The 17,460-nt window shown below is 63.0% G+C and carries 19 protein-coding genes and 1 other RNA gene; 7 read left to right on the top strand and 13 right to left on the bottom strand.

Going from position 1 to position 17,460, the window contains the following annotated elements:
* Positions 1-73: 73 nt before the first annotated feature.
* The gene (locus AC1DXU_RS28370) at positions 74-1,876 is read right to left on the bottom strand and encodes an ABC transporter transmembrane domain-containing protein (RefSeq protein ID WP_477374323.1); all 1,803 of its coding nucleotides are present in this window, start codon (positions 1,874-1,876) and stop codon (positions 74-76) included.
* A gap of 217 nt (positions 1,877-2,093) precedes the next feature.
* Between AC1DXU_RS28370 and rpmE the strand changes: the two genes are divergently transcribed.
* Positions 2,094-2,315 carry a 50S ribosomal protein L31 gene (gene rpmE, locus AC1DXU_RS28365; protein ID WP_006327661.1) on the top strand — a complete coding sequence of 74 codons (222 nt, stop codon included), beginning with the start codon at positions 2,094-2,096 and terminating at the stop codon, positions 2,313-2,315.
* Positions 2,316-2,476: 161 nt separating this feature from the next.
* On the opposite strand, the gene AC1DXU_RS28360 is transcribed toward rpmE, so the two are convergent.
* Positions 2,477-3,118: a TetR/AcrR family transcriptional regulator gene (locus tag AC1DXU_RS28360; RefSeq protein WP_477374321.1), complete on the bottom strand. Its 642-nt coding sequence runs from the start codon at positions 3,116-3,118 to the stop codon at positions 2,477-2,479.
* Between the two features lie 124 nt (positions 3,119-3,242).
* Between AC1DXU_RS28360 and AC1DXU_RS28355 the strand changes: the two genes are divergently transcribed.
* Positions 3,243-4,076, top strand: coding sequence for an NAD(P)H-binding protein (locus AC1DXU_RS28355; protein WP_477374319.1), 834 nt, complete (start codon positions 3,243-3,245; stop codon positions 4,074-4,076).
* 1 nt (position 4,077) lies between these two features.
* Complete coding sequence (locus tag AC1DXU_RS28350) at positions 4,078-4,554, top strand: anthrone oxygenase family protein (protein WP_477319889.1); 477 nt, start codon at positions 4,078-4,080, stop codon at positions 4,552-4,554.
* A gap of 158 nt (positions 4,555-4,712) precedes the next feature.
* Here the strand turns inward: AC1DXU_RS28350 and AC1DXU_RS28345 are convergent, their stop codons facing one another.
* From AC1DXU_RS28345 to AC1DXU_RS28315, 7 genes are all read right to left on the bottom strand, one after another.
* Positions 4,713-5,003 carry an Rdx family protein gene (locus AC1DXU_RS28345; RefSeq protein WP_477374374.1) on the bottom strand — a complete coding sequence of 97 codons (291 nt, stop codon included), beginning with the start codon at positions 5,001-5,003 and terminating at the stop codon, positions 4,713-4,715.
* 45 nt (positions 5,004-5,048) lie between these two features.
* Entirely contained in the window at positions 5,049-5,798 is a 750-nt protein-coding gene (locus AC1DXU_RS28340) for a YebC/PmpR family DNA-binding transcriptional regulator (RefSeq protein ID WP_477319980.1), read from the bottom strand.
* Positions 5,799-6,018: 220 nt separating this feature from the next.
* Positions 6,019-6,783 carry a TerC family protein gene (locus tag AC1DXU_RS28335; RefSeq protein ID WP_477374317.1) on the bottom strand — a complete coding sequence of 255 codons (765 nt, stop codon included), beginning with the start codon at positions 6,781-6,783 and terminating at the stop codon, positions 6,019-6,021.
* An 80-nt stretch (positions 6,784-6,863) separates the two neighbouring features.
* Complete coding sequence (locus AC1DXU_RS28330) at positions 6,864-7,688, bottom strand: TIGR00282 family metallophosphoesterase (protein ID WP_477374315.1); 825 nt, start codon at positions 7,686-7,688, stop codon at positions 6,864-6,866.
* 61 nt (positions 7,689-7,749) lie between these two features.
* Positions 7,750-8,337: a 5-formyltetrahydrofolate cyclo-ligase gene (locus AC1DXU_RS28325; protein WP_477374314.1), complete on the bottom strand. Its 588-nt coding sequence runs from the start codon at positions 8,335-8,337 to the stop codon at positions 7,750-7,752.
* Between the two features lie 98 nt (positions 8,338-8,435).
* Positions 8,436-8,591: non-coding RNA, 6S RNA (gene ssrS / locus AC1DXU_RS28320), on the bottom strand.
* 25 nt (positions 8,592-8,616) lie between these two features.
* Positions 8,617-9,042, bottom strand: coding sequence for a DUF4345 domain-containing protein (locus tag AC1DXU_RS28315; RefSeq protein ID WP_477374312.1), 426 nt, complete (start codon positions 9,040-9,042; stop codon positions 8,617-8,619).
* A gap of 139 nt (positions 9,043-9,181) precedes the next feature.
* Here AC1DXU_RS28315 and AC1DXU_RS28310 point away from each other — a divergent pair, with 139 nt between their 5' ends.
* The 4 genes from AC1DXU_RS28310 to msrB all read left to right on the top strand — a co-directional run bounded on the left by AC1DXU_RS28310 (position 9,182) and on the right by msrB (position 12,379).
* Entirely contained in the window at positions 9,182-10,021 is an 840-nt protein-coding gene (locus AC1DXU_RS28310; RefSeq protein WP_477374310.1) for an AAA family ATPase, read from the top strand.
* Positions 10,022-10,112: 91 nt separating this feature from the next.
* Entirely contained in the window at positions 10,113-10,559 is a 447-nt protein-coding gene (locus tag AC1DXU_RS28305; protein WP_477374308.1) for an N-acetyltransferase family protein, read from the top strand.
* Between the two features lie 7 nt (positions 10,560-10,566).
* The gene (locus AC1DXU_RS28300; protein WP_477374306.1) at positions 10,567-11,757 is read left to right on the top strand and encodes a vWA domain-containing protein; all 1,191 of its coding nucleotides are present in this window, start codon (positions 10,567-10,569) and stop codon (positions 11,755-11,757) included.
* 217 nt (positions 11,758-11,974) lie between these two features.
* Positions 11,975-12,379 carry a peptide-methionine (R)-S-oxide reductase MsrB gene (gene msrB / locus AC1DXU_RS28295; RefSeq protein ID WP_477246052.1) on the top strand — a complete coding sequence of 135 codons (405 nt, stop codon included), beginning with the start codon at positions 11,975-11,977 and terminating at the stop codon, positions 12,377-12,379.
* A gap of 61 nt (positions 12,380-12,440) precedes the next feature.
* On the opposite strand, the gene AC1DXU_RS28290 is transcribed toward msrB, so the two are convergent.
* The 4 genes from AC1DXU_RS28290 to pyc form a co-directional block, all read right to left on the bottom strand.
* A complete protein-coding gene (locus AC1DXU_RS28290; protein ID WP_477374304.1) occupies positions 12,441-12,749 on the bottom strand; it encodes a hypothetical protein in 309 nt (102 codons plus the stop codon).
* Positions 12,746-13,192, bottom strand: coding sequence for a hypothetical protein (locus tag AC1DXU_RS28285; RefSeq protein ID WP_477374302.1), 447 nt, complete (start codon positions 13,190-13,192; stop codon positions 12,746-12,748). Before AC1DXU_RS28285 ends, AC1DXU_RS28290 begins: the two co-directional genes overlap by 4 nt.
* A gap of 177 nt (positions 13,193-13,369) precedes the next feature.
* A complete protein-coding gene (locus AC1DXU_RS28280; protein ID WP_477246046.1) occupies positions 13,370-13,630 on the bottom strand; it encodes a DUF2312 domain-containing protein in 261 nt (86 codons plus the stop codon).
* A gap of 149 nt (positions 13,631-13,779) precedes the next feature.
* Positions 13,780-17,238, bottom strand: coding sequence for a pyruvate carboxylase (gene pyc, locus AC1DXU_RS28275; RefSeq protein ID WP_477374300.1), 3,459 nt, complete (start codon positions 17,236-17,238; stop codon positions 13,780-13,782).
* Positions 17,239-17,460: the final 222 nt, after the last annotated feature.

The raw sequence follows: 17,460 nt of genomic DNA, 5'->3' as shown, positions 1-17,460 counted from the left end.
GGTCGAGCACGCCGACCAAATTTCAGCTCAACTGGTATCTCAAGACGATTGCCAAACTGAGCCCCGGAAATGCCTACTCGGCAGCGCCCCTGAATGCGCTGGCGCCGGTTTCGAACTGCAGCTTGGCCAGCCGCGCATAGATGCCGCCCTTGGCGACGAGGCTCTGGTGGGTGCCTTCCTCGACGATGCGGCCGCCATCCATCACCAGGATGCGGTCGGCCTTCAGCACCGTCGCCAGCCGGTGGGCGATGACGATGGTGGTGCGGCCCTGCATCAGCCGTTCCAGCGCCATCTGCACCAGCGTCTCGCTTTCGGCGTCGAGCGCCGAGGTCGCCTCGTCGAGCAGCAGGATCGGCGCATCGCGCAGGATCGCGCGGGCGATCGCTACCCGCTGGCGCTGGCCGCCGGACAGCGTCACGCCGCGCTCGCCGACCTGGCTGTCATAGCCTTTCTCGAGCTTCAGGATGAATTCGTCGGCCAGCGCATCTTTCGCCGCCGCCTCGATTTCGGCCTCGCTGGCGCCCGGCCGGCCAAAGCCGATATTTTCGCGCGCGGTCGCGGCGAAGATGGTGACGTCCTGCGGCACGATGGCGATGCGCGCCCGCACCGCGGCGGGATCGGCCTCACGCACATCGACACCATCGATGACGATCCTGCCGGTCTCGGGATCATAGAAGCGCAGGATCAGCGAGAACACCGTGCTCTTGCCGGCCCCCGAGGGACCGACGATCGCAACCGTCTCGCCCGGCCTGACCTGGAAACTGAGGCCATGGACAGCGGCGCGATCGGGCCGGGCCGGATAGGAGAAGGACACGTCATCGAAGCTGATCGCGCCTTTCGCCGTCGCAGGCAGCGGCTTCGGATCGGCCGGTGCCTGGATGGCCGGTTTTTCAGCGAGGATTTCGGTCAGCCGCTCGGCGGCACCGGCCGCCTGGGCAAGTTCGCCCCACACTTCCGACAGCGCGCCGAGCGCGCCGGCGGCGAACACCGAATAGAGCAGGAACTGGCCGAGTGTGCCCGGCGACAGCGTGCCGGCGAGCACGTCGCGCGAGCCGAACCACAGCACCGCCACCACCGAGGAGAAGATCATGAAGATGGCAAAGAAGGTGAGGAAGGAGCGGGCAAAGACCGAGGCCCGCGCCGCGTCGAACGCGGCTTCCACGGCAGCCGAAAAGCGATTGGTGACCAGCTTCTCATTGGTGAAGGCCTGCAGCGTGCGCACAGCGCCGATCTGCTCACTGGCATAGGCCGTCGCATTGGCAAGCGTGTCCTGCGCCAACCGCGACTTGCGCCGCACCGAACGGCCGAAGGCGACCAGCGGCAGCACGATCAGCGGAATTGCGGCGATGACCAACCCTGACAGTTTCGGGCTGGTGACGACCATCATCGCCACGGCGCCAAGGCCAAGGATGACGTTGCGCAGCGCCACCGAGGCGGTCGCCCCGACAGCTGATTTCACCTGCGTCGTGTCGGCGGCGAGGCGCGACACGATCTCGCCTGACTGGGCGGTGTCGAAGAAGGACGGCGATAGCGTGGTGACATGGCGGAACACATCGCTGCGGATGTCGGCAACGACGCGCTCGCCCAGCGTGATGACGAAATAGTAGCGGCTGGCCGACGCCGCCGCCAGCAAGGCAGCCATCACCACCAGCATGGCGAAGTACTCGGCGATGAAACTGGAATCGGACGCCGAAAAGCCGTGGTCGATCATGCGCCGCACGGCCAGCGGCAGCGCCAGCGTCGTTGCCGCCGCAACGACCAGCGAGATGACCGCGCCGATGACCATTTTCCGGTAGCGGGTGAGATAGGGAAACAGGCGCCGCAGCGGCCTGAGCGAGCGCCGACGCTCGTCTTCCCCGCCGCTGATATCCGCCATGACCGTTTCCTCTGGCCGCTTCCGGGTGGGCGCTTCAATATGCGCCTGCCGCGGCCTTGTGATTCAATTCCGGCTGATGTATAGGCTCGCCGACCGTTTTAGAAGCCGTGGCTCCTCAATAGCTGCGGCTTCGAGTTTTAAAAAGGGGCGCATCGACGCAGGCTTTGCGCCCGTCGGCCGCTCCGGCAAGCCACGAACAAAGCCCAGGATCAGAACAATGAAGACCGACATCCATCCCGACTACCACACCATCAAGGTCGTCATGACCGACGGCACCGAATACATGACCCGTTCGACCTGGGGCAAGGAAGGCGATACGATGAACCTCGATATCGACCCGACCACCCACCCGGCCTGGACCGGCGGCCAGCAGACCCTGCTCGACCGCGGTGGCCGCCTGTCGAAGTTCAAGAAGCGTTTCGAAGGTTTCGGCCTCTAAGCCGGATACGCCTGCAGCATTTTGAAAAACCCGCCTTCGAGGCGGGTTTTTTGTTGGCCACAGCTCCCTTCTCCCCGTATAGCGACGGGGAGAGGGGCGCTCTCGCTAACGGTTTCGCCAACCACCAACGCTGCGGGAAAAGCGCCAAGGGCGGTTCGTCTCTACTCGCCCACCAACTCCCTGAGCGCCATGCGCTTGTAGGCGGCGACCAGATCATCGCCCTCTTGCCGCTCAACCGAGATCGCCAGCCGCATGGCGGCCTCGCCCATCTGCCAGATGAGAAATGCCGTGGTTTCCAGCGCCGCAGGATCGGCGGCCGGCCGCAGCCGCTTCAGCACCGTGGTGAGGAATTCGGCGTTGGCGCGGCTGTCGGCGAGTTCGAGTTCACGCAGCGCCTTGTCGGCCTGTGTGCCCGACCAGATGTCGCGCATCACCGGCTCGGCCAGAAACAGCCCGTAATAGATATCGACCAACTCCGAAAACGCCCGTCGCAGGCCCTCGGCGTCACTGACATTGGCCAAAGCGGCCGCAATGCAGGCCTGGCTTTCGGCGGTGTGGCGCTCGGCCAGCGCCCAGATGATCGCCCGCTTGTCGGGAAAGAACTGATAGAGCGAACCGATCGACACGCCGGCCCTTTCCGCCACTTCGCCCATGCGCATGGCGTCGCTGCCTTGCTCGGCGATCAGCACTGATGCGGCGGCCAGCATCCGCTCGACGCGTTCGCGGCTGCGCTGCTGGCTCGGCGCCCGGCGCGGCGATGCAATCTGCTCCGGCGGCGAAACGGATGCTGCGGTGTCTTCCATGACTGTCTCCCAAAAATCGCCGCCAAAATTCGCCGCCAAAATCGCTTGACTCGCAAAATACGAGGGTTTATCACGTTTTGCAAATGTGAGGATTACTCATATTTTCAAAACAGAGGAAACCGAAATGACTGACACGACATCGAAACCAATTCTGGTACTCGGCGGCACCGGAAAAACCGGCCGCCGCCTTGCCGAGCGGCTGACCGCGCGCGGCCTGCCGGTGCGGATCGGCTCGCGCACGAGCACCCCAGGCTTCGACTGGGAAACCCCCGCCACCTGGGGCCCGGCGCTCAAGGGCGTCGGCGCTGTCTACATCAGCTACTATCCCGACCTGGCCGTGCCGGGTGCCGCCGAAGCGATCGGCGCCTTCGCCAGGCTTGCCGTGGCCAGCGGCGTCACGCGGCTGGTGCTGCTGTCGGGGCGCGGCGAAACGGAAGCGCAACGCGCCGAAGAGATGGTAAAAGCCTCCGGCGCCGACTGGACGATCCTGCGCTGCGCCTGGTTTGCCCAGAACTTCAGCGAAGGCTTCCTCATCTATTCCTTGCTCGACGGCGAGGTGGCGTTGCCGGTCGGCAGTGTCGGCGAACCTTTCGTCGATGCCGACGACATTGCCGAAGCCGCCTTCGTCGCACTGACCGAGCCAGGCCATGTCGGCCAGCTCTATGAGCTGACCGGGCCGCGACTCCTGAGCTTCGCCGACGCGGTCGCCGAGATCGCCAGGGCCACAGGGCGCGACATCCGCTTTGTCAGGATTTCGCACGCCGAGTTCACGGCCGCGGTGGCCGCGCACGACATGCCGCCTGAGTTCGCCTGGCTGCTCAACGAGCTGTTCACCGAAGTGCTCGACGGCCGCAACGAGGTGCTCACCGACGGCGTCCAGCGCGTGCTTGGCCGCGCGCCGAAAGACTTCTCCACCTACGCAACCGAAACCGCCGCAACCGGCATCTGGAGCAAATGAGATGATCAAGCTTCTTCCCACCCTCACCATCATTGCCGCAATCGGCTCGGGCGTCGTCGGCGGCGTGTTCTTCGCCTTTTCCAATTTCGTCATGGCAGCGCTCGCCCGGTTGCCCGTCCCAGCGGGCATCGCCGCGATGAATTCGATCAACATCACGGTGATCACCCCGACCTTCATGACGGCGCTTTTCGGCACCGGCCTGCTCTGTGTGGTGCTTATCGCCGCCGCCATCATGGGCTGGAGCCAGTCCGGCTCGTACTGGTTGCTTGCCGGCGCGGTGATCTACCTGATCGGCAACCCGATCGTGACCATGGTCTTCAACGTGCCGCTCAACGATGCGCTCGCCGCCGTCGACCCGGCCAGCGCCAACGGCGCTGCCGTGTGGGCGAACCATCTGAGCCAATGGGTGATGTGGAACCACGTCCGAACCATCACCGCCATCGTGGCGATGGCCTGCTTCATCTTCGCGCTGCTCTGAAAGTCGTTGAGCAAGTAAGCTGCGTTGAGATTCAGGTCAGGCCGAGTCGAAAATGGTGGATGCCGAGAACCGGAGCGGAGCGTACTTTTCGTACGTGAGCACCGGAAGCGCAGGTATCCACCATTTGCAGGCCGGCCTCAGCTGAATATCGACGCAGATTAGGCCTTGCGGTCGGAATGGCCCAGATCGCGGTCCGGGTCGATCACGTCTCGCACCAGCTGCTTGAGCTTGGCGGCATCGGGAAAGCCGCCGTCGCGCTTGCGGTCCCAGACCAGCGTGTCGTTGCAGGTGATGGTGAAAATGCCGCCGGTGCCGGGCACCAGCGTTACTTCACCCAGATCCGTGCCGAAGGTGGAGAGCAGCTCCTGCGCCATCCAGCCGGCCCGCAGCAGCCACTGGCACTGCGTGCAGTAGGTGATGCGGATGGTGGGCAGCGGCTTGTCGGTCATCACGGATTGAGCATCGCTCATATCAGATTGAGCTCCGCTCATATCTTACGCCGCGCTGAGCTTGGCCATGGTCTCGTCATCGACCTCGAAGTTGGCGTAGACGCTCTGCACGTCGTCGTCATCCTCGAGCGTGGCGACCAGCTTCATCAGCGACTGTGCCCGTTCCTCGTCGACGGGAACATTGTTCTGCGGCTGCCAGATCGGCTTCACCGACTCGGCCTCGCCGAGCGAGGCTTCCAGTGCCTTGGACACTTCCCCGAGGCTCTCGAAGCCACAATAAATGGTGTGGCCTTCCTCGTCCGTTTCAACGTCATCGGCGCCAGCCTCGATCGCCGCGTCCATGACCTTGTCCGCGCTGCCGGCAGACGCCGGATAGTAGATCTCGCCGGCGCGGTTCCACATGAACGACACCGAGCCGGTTTCGCCGAGCGCACCACCGGCCTTGGTGAAGGCGGCGCGCACGTTCGAGGCCGAGCGGTTGCGGTTGTCGGTCAGCGCTTCGACGATCAGCGCCACGCCGCCCGGCCCGTAGCCTTCATAGCGCACCGCTTCGTAATTCTCGGCATCACCCATCGACGCCTTGTTGACGGCGCGCTGGATGTTGTCCTTCGGCATCGACACCGCCTTGGCGTTCTGGATTGCCAGTCGCAGGCGCGGGTTCATCGATGGATCGGGCGTACCGCTTTTGGCGGCGACGGTGATTTCGCGCGCCAGCTTGGAAAACATTTTCGACCGCACCGCGTCCTGACGGCCCTTGCGGTGCATGATGTTCTTGAACTGTGAATGGCCAGCCATGGCACCCCTGTCGTCTTTTCGGCTGAGCATGCCGAAGCGAAGGTGATTTCACCTCGTCTTCCGCAATGCTCAAATTCAAAATTTAGAACGGCCTTGCGCGTCCGGATGGACGCAACGGCGCTCTCTGTCGGAATGGCCGGCTTATAGATAAATCGGCTCAATTCGTCCAGCCGCGCCGTGTATGCGGCGCCCGCGTTCAGGATCGCGGCCTTTTCCTGGACTAATGGCCGCTGGACCGGGACTTCTTGCGCTTGCGTGCCAGCATGTTGAGACCTTCGACCAGCGCCGAAAAACCCATGGCGGCGTAGATGTAGCCCTTGGGCACATGATAGCCCATGCCGTCGGCGATCAGCGTCATGCCGATCATCAGCAGGAAGCCCAGCGCCAGCATGACGATGGTCGGGTTCTTGGCGATGAAATTGGCCAGCGGCGCGGCCGCCAGCATCATCACGCTCACCGCCACGATCACCGCGATGTACATGATGGCGATCTCGTCGGTCATGCCGACGGCGGTGATGATCGAATCGATCGAGAAGACGAGGTCAAGCAACAGGATCTGGAAGATGGCGCCGGCGAGCGAAAGCTGCAGCGTCTCGCCCATCATTGAATCCTGATGGTCGTCGAGATCGACCGTGTGGTGGATTTCCTTGGTCGCCTTCCAGACCAGGAACAGGCCGCCGGCGATCAGGATTAGGTCGCGCCAGGAAAAGCCGTGGCTGAAGGCGGTGAACACCGGCGTCGTCAGTTGGACGATGATCGAGATGGTGGCAAGCAGCACCAGCCGCATGACCAGCGCCGCCGAAATGCCGAGCCGCCGGGCGCGGGCCCGCTGCGCTTCCGGCAATTTGTTGGTCAGGATCGAGATGAAGATCAGATTGTCGATGCCGAGCACGATCTCCAGCACCACCAGCGTCAGCAGCGCGATCCACGCGGTCGGATCGTTGACGAAGGCAAAATGCGGCGCCAGGAATTCGATGAGCTGCATGGAGGTCGTCCCCTCTTTAACGATCTAGAGCAGTTTCGCGGTTGGCCGGCAGTTAGGTACTGCGCGCACCCATATCAATGTCACGACCAGAAGGACGGCGCGGTTTCCTCCAGCCGTGGCCCGCGGCGAAACGGCGCGATCTTCTCGGCCAGGCCGGTGCGATCGGAAATGTCGACGCCGACGCCGCACAGTGTCGCCGGCCCGGTCGCCGCCTCGAACCGGCCTTTCGGCACTTTCGACAGGAACCGGTTGAGCGGCTCTTCCTTGTCCATGCCGAGCGAGGAATCATAATCGCCGCACATGCCGGCGTCGGACAGATAGCCGGTGCCGCCATTGAGGATCTGGTGATCGGCGGTCGGCTGGTGCGTGTGGGTGCCGACGACGAGGCTGGCGCGGCCATCGACGAAATGCGCAAAACACATTTTCTCCGAGGTCGCTTCGGCATGGAAATCGATGACCACCGCATCGGCCTGTTCGCCGAGCGGACAGGCGGCCAGTTCGCGCTCGCCGGCCTGGAACGGATCGTCAAGCTCGGGATGCATGAACACCCGGCCCATGATGTTGGCGACCAGAACGCGCGCGCCGTTCCTGGCGATATAGACGCCGGAGCCACGCCCCGGCGTGCCTTTGGGGAAATTGGACGGGCGCAGGAAGCGTTCCTCGCGCGGCGCGAAAACCAGCGCGTCGCGCTGGTCCCAGACATGGTTGCCGGTGGTCACGACATCGGCGCCGGCTGCGATCGTGTCGCGAAAGATGTCTTCGGTGATGCCGAAGCCGCCGGCGGCGTTCTCGCCATTGACGATGACGAAATCGAGTTTGAAATCCGAGATCAGGCCAGGCAGCTGTTCCCACACTGCCGTGCGTCCCGATTTGCCGACCATATCGCCAAGAAAGAGAAGTCTCATCTAGGTCCTGAAAAGCTGCATGGCTCCTTGGAAAGGATCATGCGTCTGAAAGATAATCTATCTACAATTTTGGCGCGAACCGGCGCAACCCGCTCTCGGTGAGTATTTCCGAGATGACGACGTCATGCGGCTCGTCGGGAACCAGCGCCACTTCCTGGCAGTCGAAGGCGATGCCGATCAGCCGGGGCGGCAGGCCCTTGTCGATCAGTCTGGCGATGGCACGATCGTAATAGCCTGCGCCGTAGCCGATGCGGTGGCCGCGCGCGTCGAAGGCGGCGAGCGGCACCAGCATCACCGCGGGGTCGAGCACCTCTGCCTCTTCATGCGGCCCGACAGTGCCGAATCCCATCTCGACCATCGGCGCGCCGCGCACCAGTTCGCGAAAGACGATGGTCGTCTTGTCGAGGATGGCCGGCAGGCAGAGCCGCGCTCCTTGCTCGCGCAAGGCAAACATCAGCGGCCGCACATCAACCTCCGAGCGCATCGGCCAGAAGCCAGAGACGATCTGGCCCGATTCGACCGCTAGATGATCGCGCGCCGTCTCGGCCATTTCGAGCGCGGCCTCCACCCGCCAGAACGCATCGAGCGCATCGCGGCGGCCGAGTGCTTCCTTGCGGAGGTGTTTTTTCAATTCTTTTGGAGATGTCATGGAGCCAAGGTAGAAAAGGTCGGGTTTGAACGGAGTGTCAGGAACGACGTTTCTACCGCATGATCCGCCGAAATGTCAGTGGATCCAAAGCGTTTGAGTGACGATCCACACAACCGGTGGAGAGAGCGATCCCGGGAACCTACAAAGTAGGTGGGCGCCGTATGAGAAAACCCACGGGTCTTCCCAGGGACAGCTCCCTAGGGATCATTAAGGCCCCGGGGAAAATGTTCTCCTGCCGGGAAGCGCAGACCGTCGCCCCTGATATAGGCTTGTTGCGGCCTATAGACCAGATGCCAGGGCATTCTCGACCGCTTTATTCGCGACACGCCCCTGCCACCACACCAGCGCCGGCACCGCCAGCAGTTCGACGCAGAGCCCGGCGATGTGGCCCGCCGACGGCGCGCCGGCCATCAGCAGCGAGAAGAGCCGCGCCAGCCCGCCGGTGAAGGTGCAGGCGGCGAGCAGGCGAAACCGTTCGGTATTGGTCTCGATGCCAGGAATGCAGCTGTACCAGGCGATGCCGACGGCGAGGAAAGAGCCGGAGAGGAAACGGAAATGGCTGTCGAGATCGACCGGCCACGGTGCTGTGACATGCAGAAACTGCGGTCCCGACACCATGCCTTCGAAGCCGACCAGCACCGGCGTCGCCGCCAGCACCCCGACAGCCACTTGTAGCGCCGCTTTGCCGAACGTCTTTTCTTTCAACTCTGTCGCCCCCAGTCCGAGGTTGGACCTGACGAAGCAACGTATTTGGCGGCACGAGGTTTCACGGCAGCTTCGCCGCAGCCTTGCACAGGCAAGGCCGCGTCCTTACGGTTCAACTGAAGAGAACCAAGGAGCAAAAATGCGTTTCGAAGGCACGGCGGCCTATGTCGCCGACAAGGACCTGATGGTGGCCGTCAACGCGGCGATCGCGCTGGAGCGGCCCTTGCTGGTCAAGGGCGAGCCCGGCACCGGCAAGACCGAACTTGCCAGGCAAGTGGCATCCGCACTCGACCTCGACCTGATCGAATGGCACGTCAAGTCGACGACCCGGGCACAGCAGGGTCTGTACGAATATGACGCCGTGTCGCGGCTGCGCGACAGCCAGCTCGGCGATAACAGGTTCAACGACATCAGGAACTACATCAAGCGCGGCAAGCTTTGGGAAGCCTTCGCCGCCGGCAAGAAGGTTGTGCTTTTGATCGACGAGATCGACAAGGCCGACATCGAGTTCCCCAACGATTTGCTGCAGGAACTCGATCGGATGGAGTTCTTCGTCTACGAGACCGGCGAGACGATCCGCGCCGAGGTCAGGCCGATCGTCATCATCACCTCCAACAACGAGAAGGAACTGCCGGACGCCTTCCTGCGTCGCTGCTTCTTCCACTACATCCGCTTTCCCGACGTCGACACACTGCACAAGATCGTCGACGTCCACTATCCCGGCATCAAGCAGAATCTGGTGCGCGCCGCACTCACCCAGTTCTACGAAATCCGCGACGTGCCCGGGCTGAAGAAAAAGCCGTCGACCTCCGAAGCACTGGATTGGATCAGGCTGCTCGTCGCCGACGACATCGCACCGGAGGATCTGCGCGCCGACCCGAAGAACGCTCTGCCCAAGCTGCACGGGGCGCTGTTGAAGAACGAACAGGACGTGCACCTGTTCGAGCGCCTGGCCTTCATGGCGCGAAGGCAGGGGTAAGCGGCAGCAATAGGGTTTTCCCCTGCTGTGGACCGTTGCCGGCGACTGCGCGCCGAGGCAGCTTGGCGCTCTAAAACTTCGGAGGAATGAAATGACCGAAATCACCGTGCGCCCGCTGGCGCAATCCGATCACGCAGACTGGCAGCGGCTGTGGACCGCCTATCTCACCTTCTACGAGACGAAACTGCCGCAGGAGGTCTACGCCATCACCTGGAAACGACTGTTCACGGAAGGTGAGTTCGAGCCGAAGGGCTTCATCGCTACGCTCGACGGCAAGGCGGTCGGCCTCACCCACTATCTCTACCACCGCTCCGGCTGGTCGGAGAAAAACAACTGCTATCTGCAGGACCTGTTCGCCGACCCCGATGTGCGCGGCAAAGGCATCGGCGCGGCCCTCATCGAAGCGGTGAAGCAGGAAGCGGCCAAGATCGGCGTCAAGAACGTCTACTGGATGACCCACGAAACCAACGCCACGGCGCGCAAGCTCTACGACCACGTGGCACGGCGGACGGGCTTCATTGAGTACGATCTGCTGTAGATAGACCATGTTCATCCCCTTCTTCCTCGAACTGAAGGCTGCGCGGGTTCCTGTTTCGCTCAGGGAATATCTGTCGCTGCTGGAAGGGCTGGAAGCGGGACTGGTCGATTATGATGTCGAGGGTTTTTACTATCTTGCCCGCGCCGCGCTGGTGAAGGACGAGCGCCATATCGACCGCTTCGACCAGGTGTTTGCGCATGTCTTCAAGGGCGTGGAGGCGCTGGGCGGGCCGGATGCGGTAGACGTCGCCAATATTCCCGAGGAATGGTTGCGCCGGCTTGCCGAAAAGCACCTGACCGAGGAAGAGAAAAAACTGGTCGAGGCGCTGGGCGGTTTCGACAAATTGATGGAGACGCTGAAGCAGCGGCTCGAGGAACAAAAAGGCCGCCACCAGGGCGGCTCGAAATGGATCGGCACCGGCGGTACCTCGCCCTTCGGCGCCTATGGCTACAATCCCGAAGGCGTGCGCATCGGCCAGCACGAAAGCCGCAACCGCCGCGCGGTCAAAGTCTGGGACAAGCGTGAGTTCAAGAACTTCGACGATGCCGTCGAACTCGGCACCCGCAACATCAAGATCGCGCTGAAGCGCTTGCGCCGCTGGGTGCGCGAAGGCGCCGAAGAAGAGTTCGACCTGCCCGGCACCATCCATGCCACCGCCGAGCACGGCTATCTCGACGTGCAGACGCGGCCCGAGCGACGCAACGCCGTGAAGCTGCTGATGTTCTTCGATGTTGGCGGCTCGATGGACGATCACATCAAAACCGTCGAGGAATTGTTTTCGGCCGCTCGCGCCGAATTCCGCCAGCTCGAATATTTTTATTTCCACAACTGCGTCTACGAGGGCGTGTGGAAGGACAATCGCCGCCGCCACTCGGAGGTCATTCCGACCTTCGACCTGCTCCACAAATACGGCCCGGACTACAAGGTGATCGTCGTCGGCGACGCCTCGATGAGCCCCTACGAGATTGCGCACCCCGGCGGCTCGGTCGAGCACTGGAACCCGGAGGCCGGCGTCGTCTGGCTCGGTCGCCTGTTGCAGCAATGGCCGAACGCGGTATGGCTCAACCCGGAAAACCAGAAGAATTGGGGCTTTACCCATTCGATCGCGATGATCCGCGACATCTTTGGCGGCCGGATGTTTCCGCTGACGCTCGCCGGTCTGGAAGGCGCGACCAAGCAGCTTTCCAGGAAACATTGATTTGCCTGCTCGAACGGTGGAGATTCAGGTCAGGTCGAGCCGAAAATGGTTGATACCGAGAACCGGAGCGGAGCGTACTTTTCGTATGTGAGCACCGGAAGCGCAGGTATCAGCCATTTGCAGGCCGGCCTCACCTGAATATCGCTGTAACAAATGCCTATGTTGGTGCGAATATAGCTTGCAATCAACAACGAGCCGTCAAGGCTGAGGAGATCAAATGGACACCCACACCTATCCCGTGACCCGCACCGACGCCGAATGGCGCGCCCGGCTGACTCCTGAGCAATATGCGGTGATGCGCAACCATGGCACCGAGCGGCCGGGAAGCTGCGCGCTGCTCTACGAAAAGCGCGCCGGCACCTTTTCCTGCGTCGGCTGCGACCAGCCGCTGTTCGAATCCAAGCTGAAGTTCGAGAGCGGCACCGGCTGGCCGAGCTTCAACGATCCGGTTCCGGGTTCGGTCGAGAACACGGTCGACCGCAGCTACGGCATGGTCCGCACCGAATGCCACTGCGCCCGCTGCGGCAGTCACCTCGGCCACGTCTTCGACGACGGCCCGCCGCCGACCGGCCTGCGCTATTGCATCAACGGCGTGGCGCTGAAATTCGAGCCGGCGGCTTAAACCGCAACTCGGTCATCTCGCGAAGGGCGGCTCCGGCCGCCCTTTTCGTTCAGCGACGGCCTCAGAGGACAGCCGTCAGGATCAGCCACAAGGCGGAACCGAGCATCATCGCCGAGGCCTTGGCGCCACCGGCCTTCTCAGCGGTTCGCCAGACGGCAAGGGTCAGGAAGATGTTGTAGGGCACCGGCGAAAAATGCACTGCCAGAACCAACGCGAGCGGCAGCTTCAGCCCGAGCAGGATGAGTGCCGCCACCGTCGAGGCGATGTTGATGGCGGTGCCGACAAAGGCCAGGTCGCGCCAGAACAGCCGGTCGAGCGGTACCAAGCCTTGCCAGCGCTGGCCAAAGAAGGACCCGACGCCGGATTTCATATCTTGCTCTGCCCCAGCACCTCGGTGACGGCGCGCTCGATGCGTGAGCATTCCGTCACCAGCCAGTCGGCCATGGCCGGCCAGTTGTCCTCGGCATAGCAGTTGACCCGCCACATCGAATTGATGCCGAGGCCCTCGCAACTCTGCTCCGGCCTGAGCTTCAGCCTGTCTTCGATCGCCGGCTGGAACGGCTTCAACCGCGACCAGGCCTGCGTGGCGCCGAACTTCTCGTTGCGGCCGAAGAAGACGCCGACATGGTTCTGCGCCGGCGCGACATACATCGAAAGCACCAGTGCAAAGTCGGGCAGCCCGCGCTGCCAGAACCAGGGTCCGCGCCGCGCCATCAGAGCCCGTTCTTCCGGATGCCGTTCGGCGAACAGCGTCCAGAAGCCGCGCTGGCGAAATTCAGAGGCGCGGCGGGCGCCGAAATCGAATTCGCTCATGGTTCGATGCCCGCTCCAGCACCACGCTCGGCCCGAGACTGTTTCCAAATTCGCTCCGGCGAGTCATATGGTGGTGGTTTCGAGAACCGGAGCGCAGCGGACATTTGGGTCCGTGAGCAACGGAAGCGCAGAAACCGCCATCAGATGGCCGCCGGAGTAGAATTTCCAGACAGTCTCTTACACCATTCCGAGCGCGGCCTTGTAGAGATCGAGGATGGTTTCCTCTTCCTGGCGCTCGGCCTGATCCTTCTTGCGCAGCCGGATGATCGACCGCATCGCCTTGGTGTCGAAGCCGGTGCCCTTGGCCTCGGCGAACACTTCCTTGATGTCGTCAGAAATGGTCTTCTTCTCTTCCTCGAGCCGCTCGATGCGCTCGATGAAGGCGCGCAACTGGCCGGCGGCAACAGTCTGGCTGGTATCGGTGATGTCGTCGGCCATGTTTTTCTCCGCTTCTTTTTAAACGCCGCGATTCTGGTGCGGCGAAATTGGAGCGGGTTCGATGCCCGAGCGGGCGCGGCGGGTCAAGACATTATCGGCGCTTCGTGAACGGCTGCTGCCAGCCGTCCCCAGAGCGATCGATCGGCGCGTCAATTAAACGCGATCAGCAGATCCTTCGCGTCGATCTGATCGCCGGCCTTGACCAGCACCTCGGCGATCGTGCCGTCGCGCTCGGCATGCAGCGCCGTCTCCATTTTCATCGCTTCGATCGACAGCAGCACGTCACCGGCCTTGACCGCCTGACCGGCGGCAACCGCGAGTGCGGAGACCACGCCCGGCATCGGCGCGCCGACATGCGCTTCATTGCCAGGCTCGGCCTTGCGTCGCGCCTTGGCCGCGGAAGCACCATGTGCGCGGTCCGGCACCTTGATGCGGCGCGGCTGGCCGTTGAGCTCGAAGAACACGGTCACCATGCCCTTCTCGTCGACATCGCCGATGGCGAGACACCGCACCACCAGCGTCTTGCCCTTCTCGATGTCAACAAAGATCTCGTCTTCCGACTTCATGCCGTAGAAATAGGTCGGCGTCGGCAGCACGCTGACCGGCCCGTAGGTTTCCTGCGCGCCGGCGAAGTCGGAAAACACCTTCGGATACATCAGCCACGAGGCGAACTCGAACTCTGACAGCTTGCGCTCGAGCTTCTCCTCGATCTCCTTGCGGCTGGCCTTCAGGTCGGCTGCTTTCAGCAGCGAGCCTGGCCTGACCGTGATCGGCTTGTCGCCCTTCAAAACCTTCTTCTGCAGCGCCTCCGGCCAGCCGCCGGGCGATTGGCCGAGATCGCCGCGCAGCATCGACACCACCGAGTCCGGGAAGGCGATGTCCTTGCTGGGGTTCTCGACGTCGGCGACGGTCAGGTCCTGGCTCACCATCATCAGCGCCATGTCGCCGACAACCTTGGACGACGGCGTCACCTTGACGATGTCGCCGAACATCAGGTTGACGTCGTGATAGGTCTGCGCCACCTCGTGCCAGCGCGTCTCCAGCCCGAGCGAGCGCGCCTGCTCCTTCAGATTGGTGAACTGTCCGCCCGGCATTTCGTGCAGATAGACTTCCGAGGCCGGACCTTTGAGGTCGCTCTCGAAGGCGGCGTACTGGTTGCGCACCGCCTCCCAGTAGAACGAGATTTTCCGGATCCACAGCGGATCGAGGCCGGGATCGCGCTCGGTGCCTTTCAGCGCCTCGACGATCGAACCCAGGCACGGCTGCGAGGTGTTGCCCGACAGCGAATCCATAGCCGCGTCGATGGCGTCGACGCCGCTCTCCACTGCCGCCAATACCGTTGCCGCCGACAGGCCTGAGGTATCGTGCGTGTGGAAATGGATCGGCAGGTCGCTCGCCTCGCGCAGCGCCTTGAACAGCACGCGGGCCGCAGCCGGCTTCAACAGGCCGGCCATGTCCTTGACGGCGATGATATGGGCGCCCGCCGCCTGCAATTCCCTGGCCAGCCCGACATAATATTTGAGATCGTATTTGGCCCGCGCCGGATCGAGGATGTCGCCGGTGTAGCAGATCGCCGCTTCGATGAGCTTGCCCTCGGCGCCAACCGCATCCATGGCGACACGCATGTTCTCGACCCAGTTCAGACAGTCGAAGACGCGGAACAGGTCGATGCCGCCGGCAGCCGCTTGGCGGACGAAATGCTGCACGACATTGTCGGGATAGTTGGTGTAGCCGACACCATTGGCGCCGCGCAGCAGCATCTGCAGCAACAGATTGGGTGCGGCTTCGCGCACCAGCGACAGCCGCTCCCACGGGTCTTCGGTGAGGAAGCGCATGGCGACGTCAAAAGTGGCGCCGCCCCAACATTCCAATGACAAAAGCTGCGGCAAGGCCCGCGCGTAGGTGCCGGCAATACCGGCGATGTCATGCGTGCGCATGCGCGTTGCCAGCAGCGACTGATGCCCGTCGCGCATCGTCGTGTCGGTGACCAGCACCTCTTTTTGCGCGCGCATCCAGGCGGCGAATTTTTCCGGCCCGAGCGCGTCGAGCTTCTGCTTGCTGCCGCCAGGTACATTGCCGTTGAGGTAGGGCACCACAGGGGCCGCCGCATCGGCCTTCGGCTTGGGCCGGCCGCGCGTCTCGGGATGACCGTTGACCGAGACATCGGCCAGATAGTTGAGCAGCTTGGTGGCGCGGTCCTGCCGCTTGACCTGCTGGAACAGCTCCGGCGTCGTGTCGATGAATTTGGTGGTGTAGGAATTGTCGGCAAAACTCGGGTGATTGATGATCGCCTCGAGGAAGGTGAGATTGGTCGCCACGCCGCGGATGCGGAACTCGCGCAGCGCCCGGTTCATGCGAGCGATGGTCTCCGCCGGCGTCGGCGCCCACGCCGTCACCTTCTCCAGCAGCGGATCGTAGAAGCGGGTGATGACCGCGCCTGAATAGGCGGTGCCGCCATCGAGGCGAATGCCGAAACCGGTGGCGCCGCGATAGGCGGTGATGCGGCCATAATCGGGAATGAAATTATGCTCGGGATCTTCCGTGGTGATGCGGCACTGCAGGGCATGGCCGTTCAGCCTGATATCCTTCTGCGCCGGTACGCCCGATTCCGGCGTGCCGATGGCAAAGCCGTCGAGGATGTGGATCTGCGCCTTGACGATATCGATGCCGGTCACCTGTTCGGTGACGGTGTGCTCGACCTGGATACGCGGGTTGACCTCGATGAAGTAGAATTTGCCGGTATCGGCATCCTGCAGGAACTCGACCGTGCCGGCGCCGATATAGGCCGTCTCGCGGGCGATCTTCAGCGCGTAGCCGCACAGCTCTTCGCGTTGCGCCATCTCGAGATACGGCGCCGGCGCCCGCTCGACCACCTTCTGGTTGCGGCGCTGGATCGAACAGTCGCGCTCGAACAGGTGCACGGCGTTGCCTTGGCGGTCGCCTAGCACCTGCACCTCGACATGGCGGGCGCGCTCGATCAGCTTCTCGAGATAGACCTCGTCCTTGCCGAAGGCGGCTTTCGCCTCGCGCTTGCCTTCCGTGACCTCGCGGGCCAGGTCGGCTTCGGCGCGAATGGCGCGCATGCCGCGACCGCCACCACCCCACGACGCCTTCAGCATCACCGGGTAGCCGATCGCCTTGGCGAGTTTCTTGACCGCCTCCATGTCATCCGGCAGCGGATCGGTGGCGGGGATCACCGGCACGCCGACCTCGATGGCGAGATTGCGCGCCGCGACCTTGTTGCCAAGCCGGCGCATCGTGTCCGGCTTGGGGCCGATGAAGGTGATGCCGGCCTCGGCGCAAGCGTCGGCGAATTCGGGGCTTTCGGACAACAGGCCGTAGCCCGGATGGATCGCATCGGCGCCCGAAAGCCTGGCGACGCGGATCACCTCCTCGATCGACAGATAGCTTTCGATCGGCCCCATGTCGCGAGTCAGATGCGGTCCGCGCCCGACCTGGTAGCTTTCGTCGGCCTTGAAACGGTGCAGCGAATATTTGTCTTCCTCTGCCCAGATCGCCACGGTTTTGAGGCCCAGTTCGTTGGCCGCGCGAAAGACGCGGATGGCGATTTCGGACCGGTTGGCGACAAGGATCTTCGTGATTGCCAAGGACTGGGCTCCAGACACGAGAGGATGGGGGCTAAGGGCAATGATTAACGCGAAAATGCTGCAGTGCAAACAAAATCAGGAGGCGATTAAACCGATTTAAATCGATTCTTCGCGCGAAAGCGGCATGCAATTGCCTGGACGCGTCAGCGGCCTCCGATTTGCTATCCGGGCGGATGCTCTTCGCCCGCCGCATCGAGGATCGATCTTCGGTTTTCGAAGAGG

It is taken from the genome of Mesorhizobium sp. P3_A10 (genome assembly GCF_056403175.1).
This window is presented reverse-complemented; position numbering and strand designations above follow the sequence as displayed.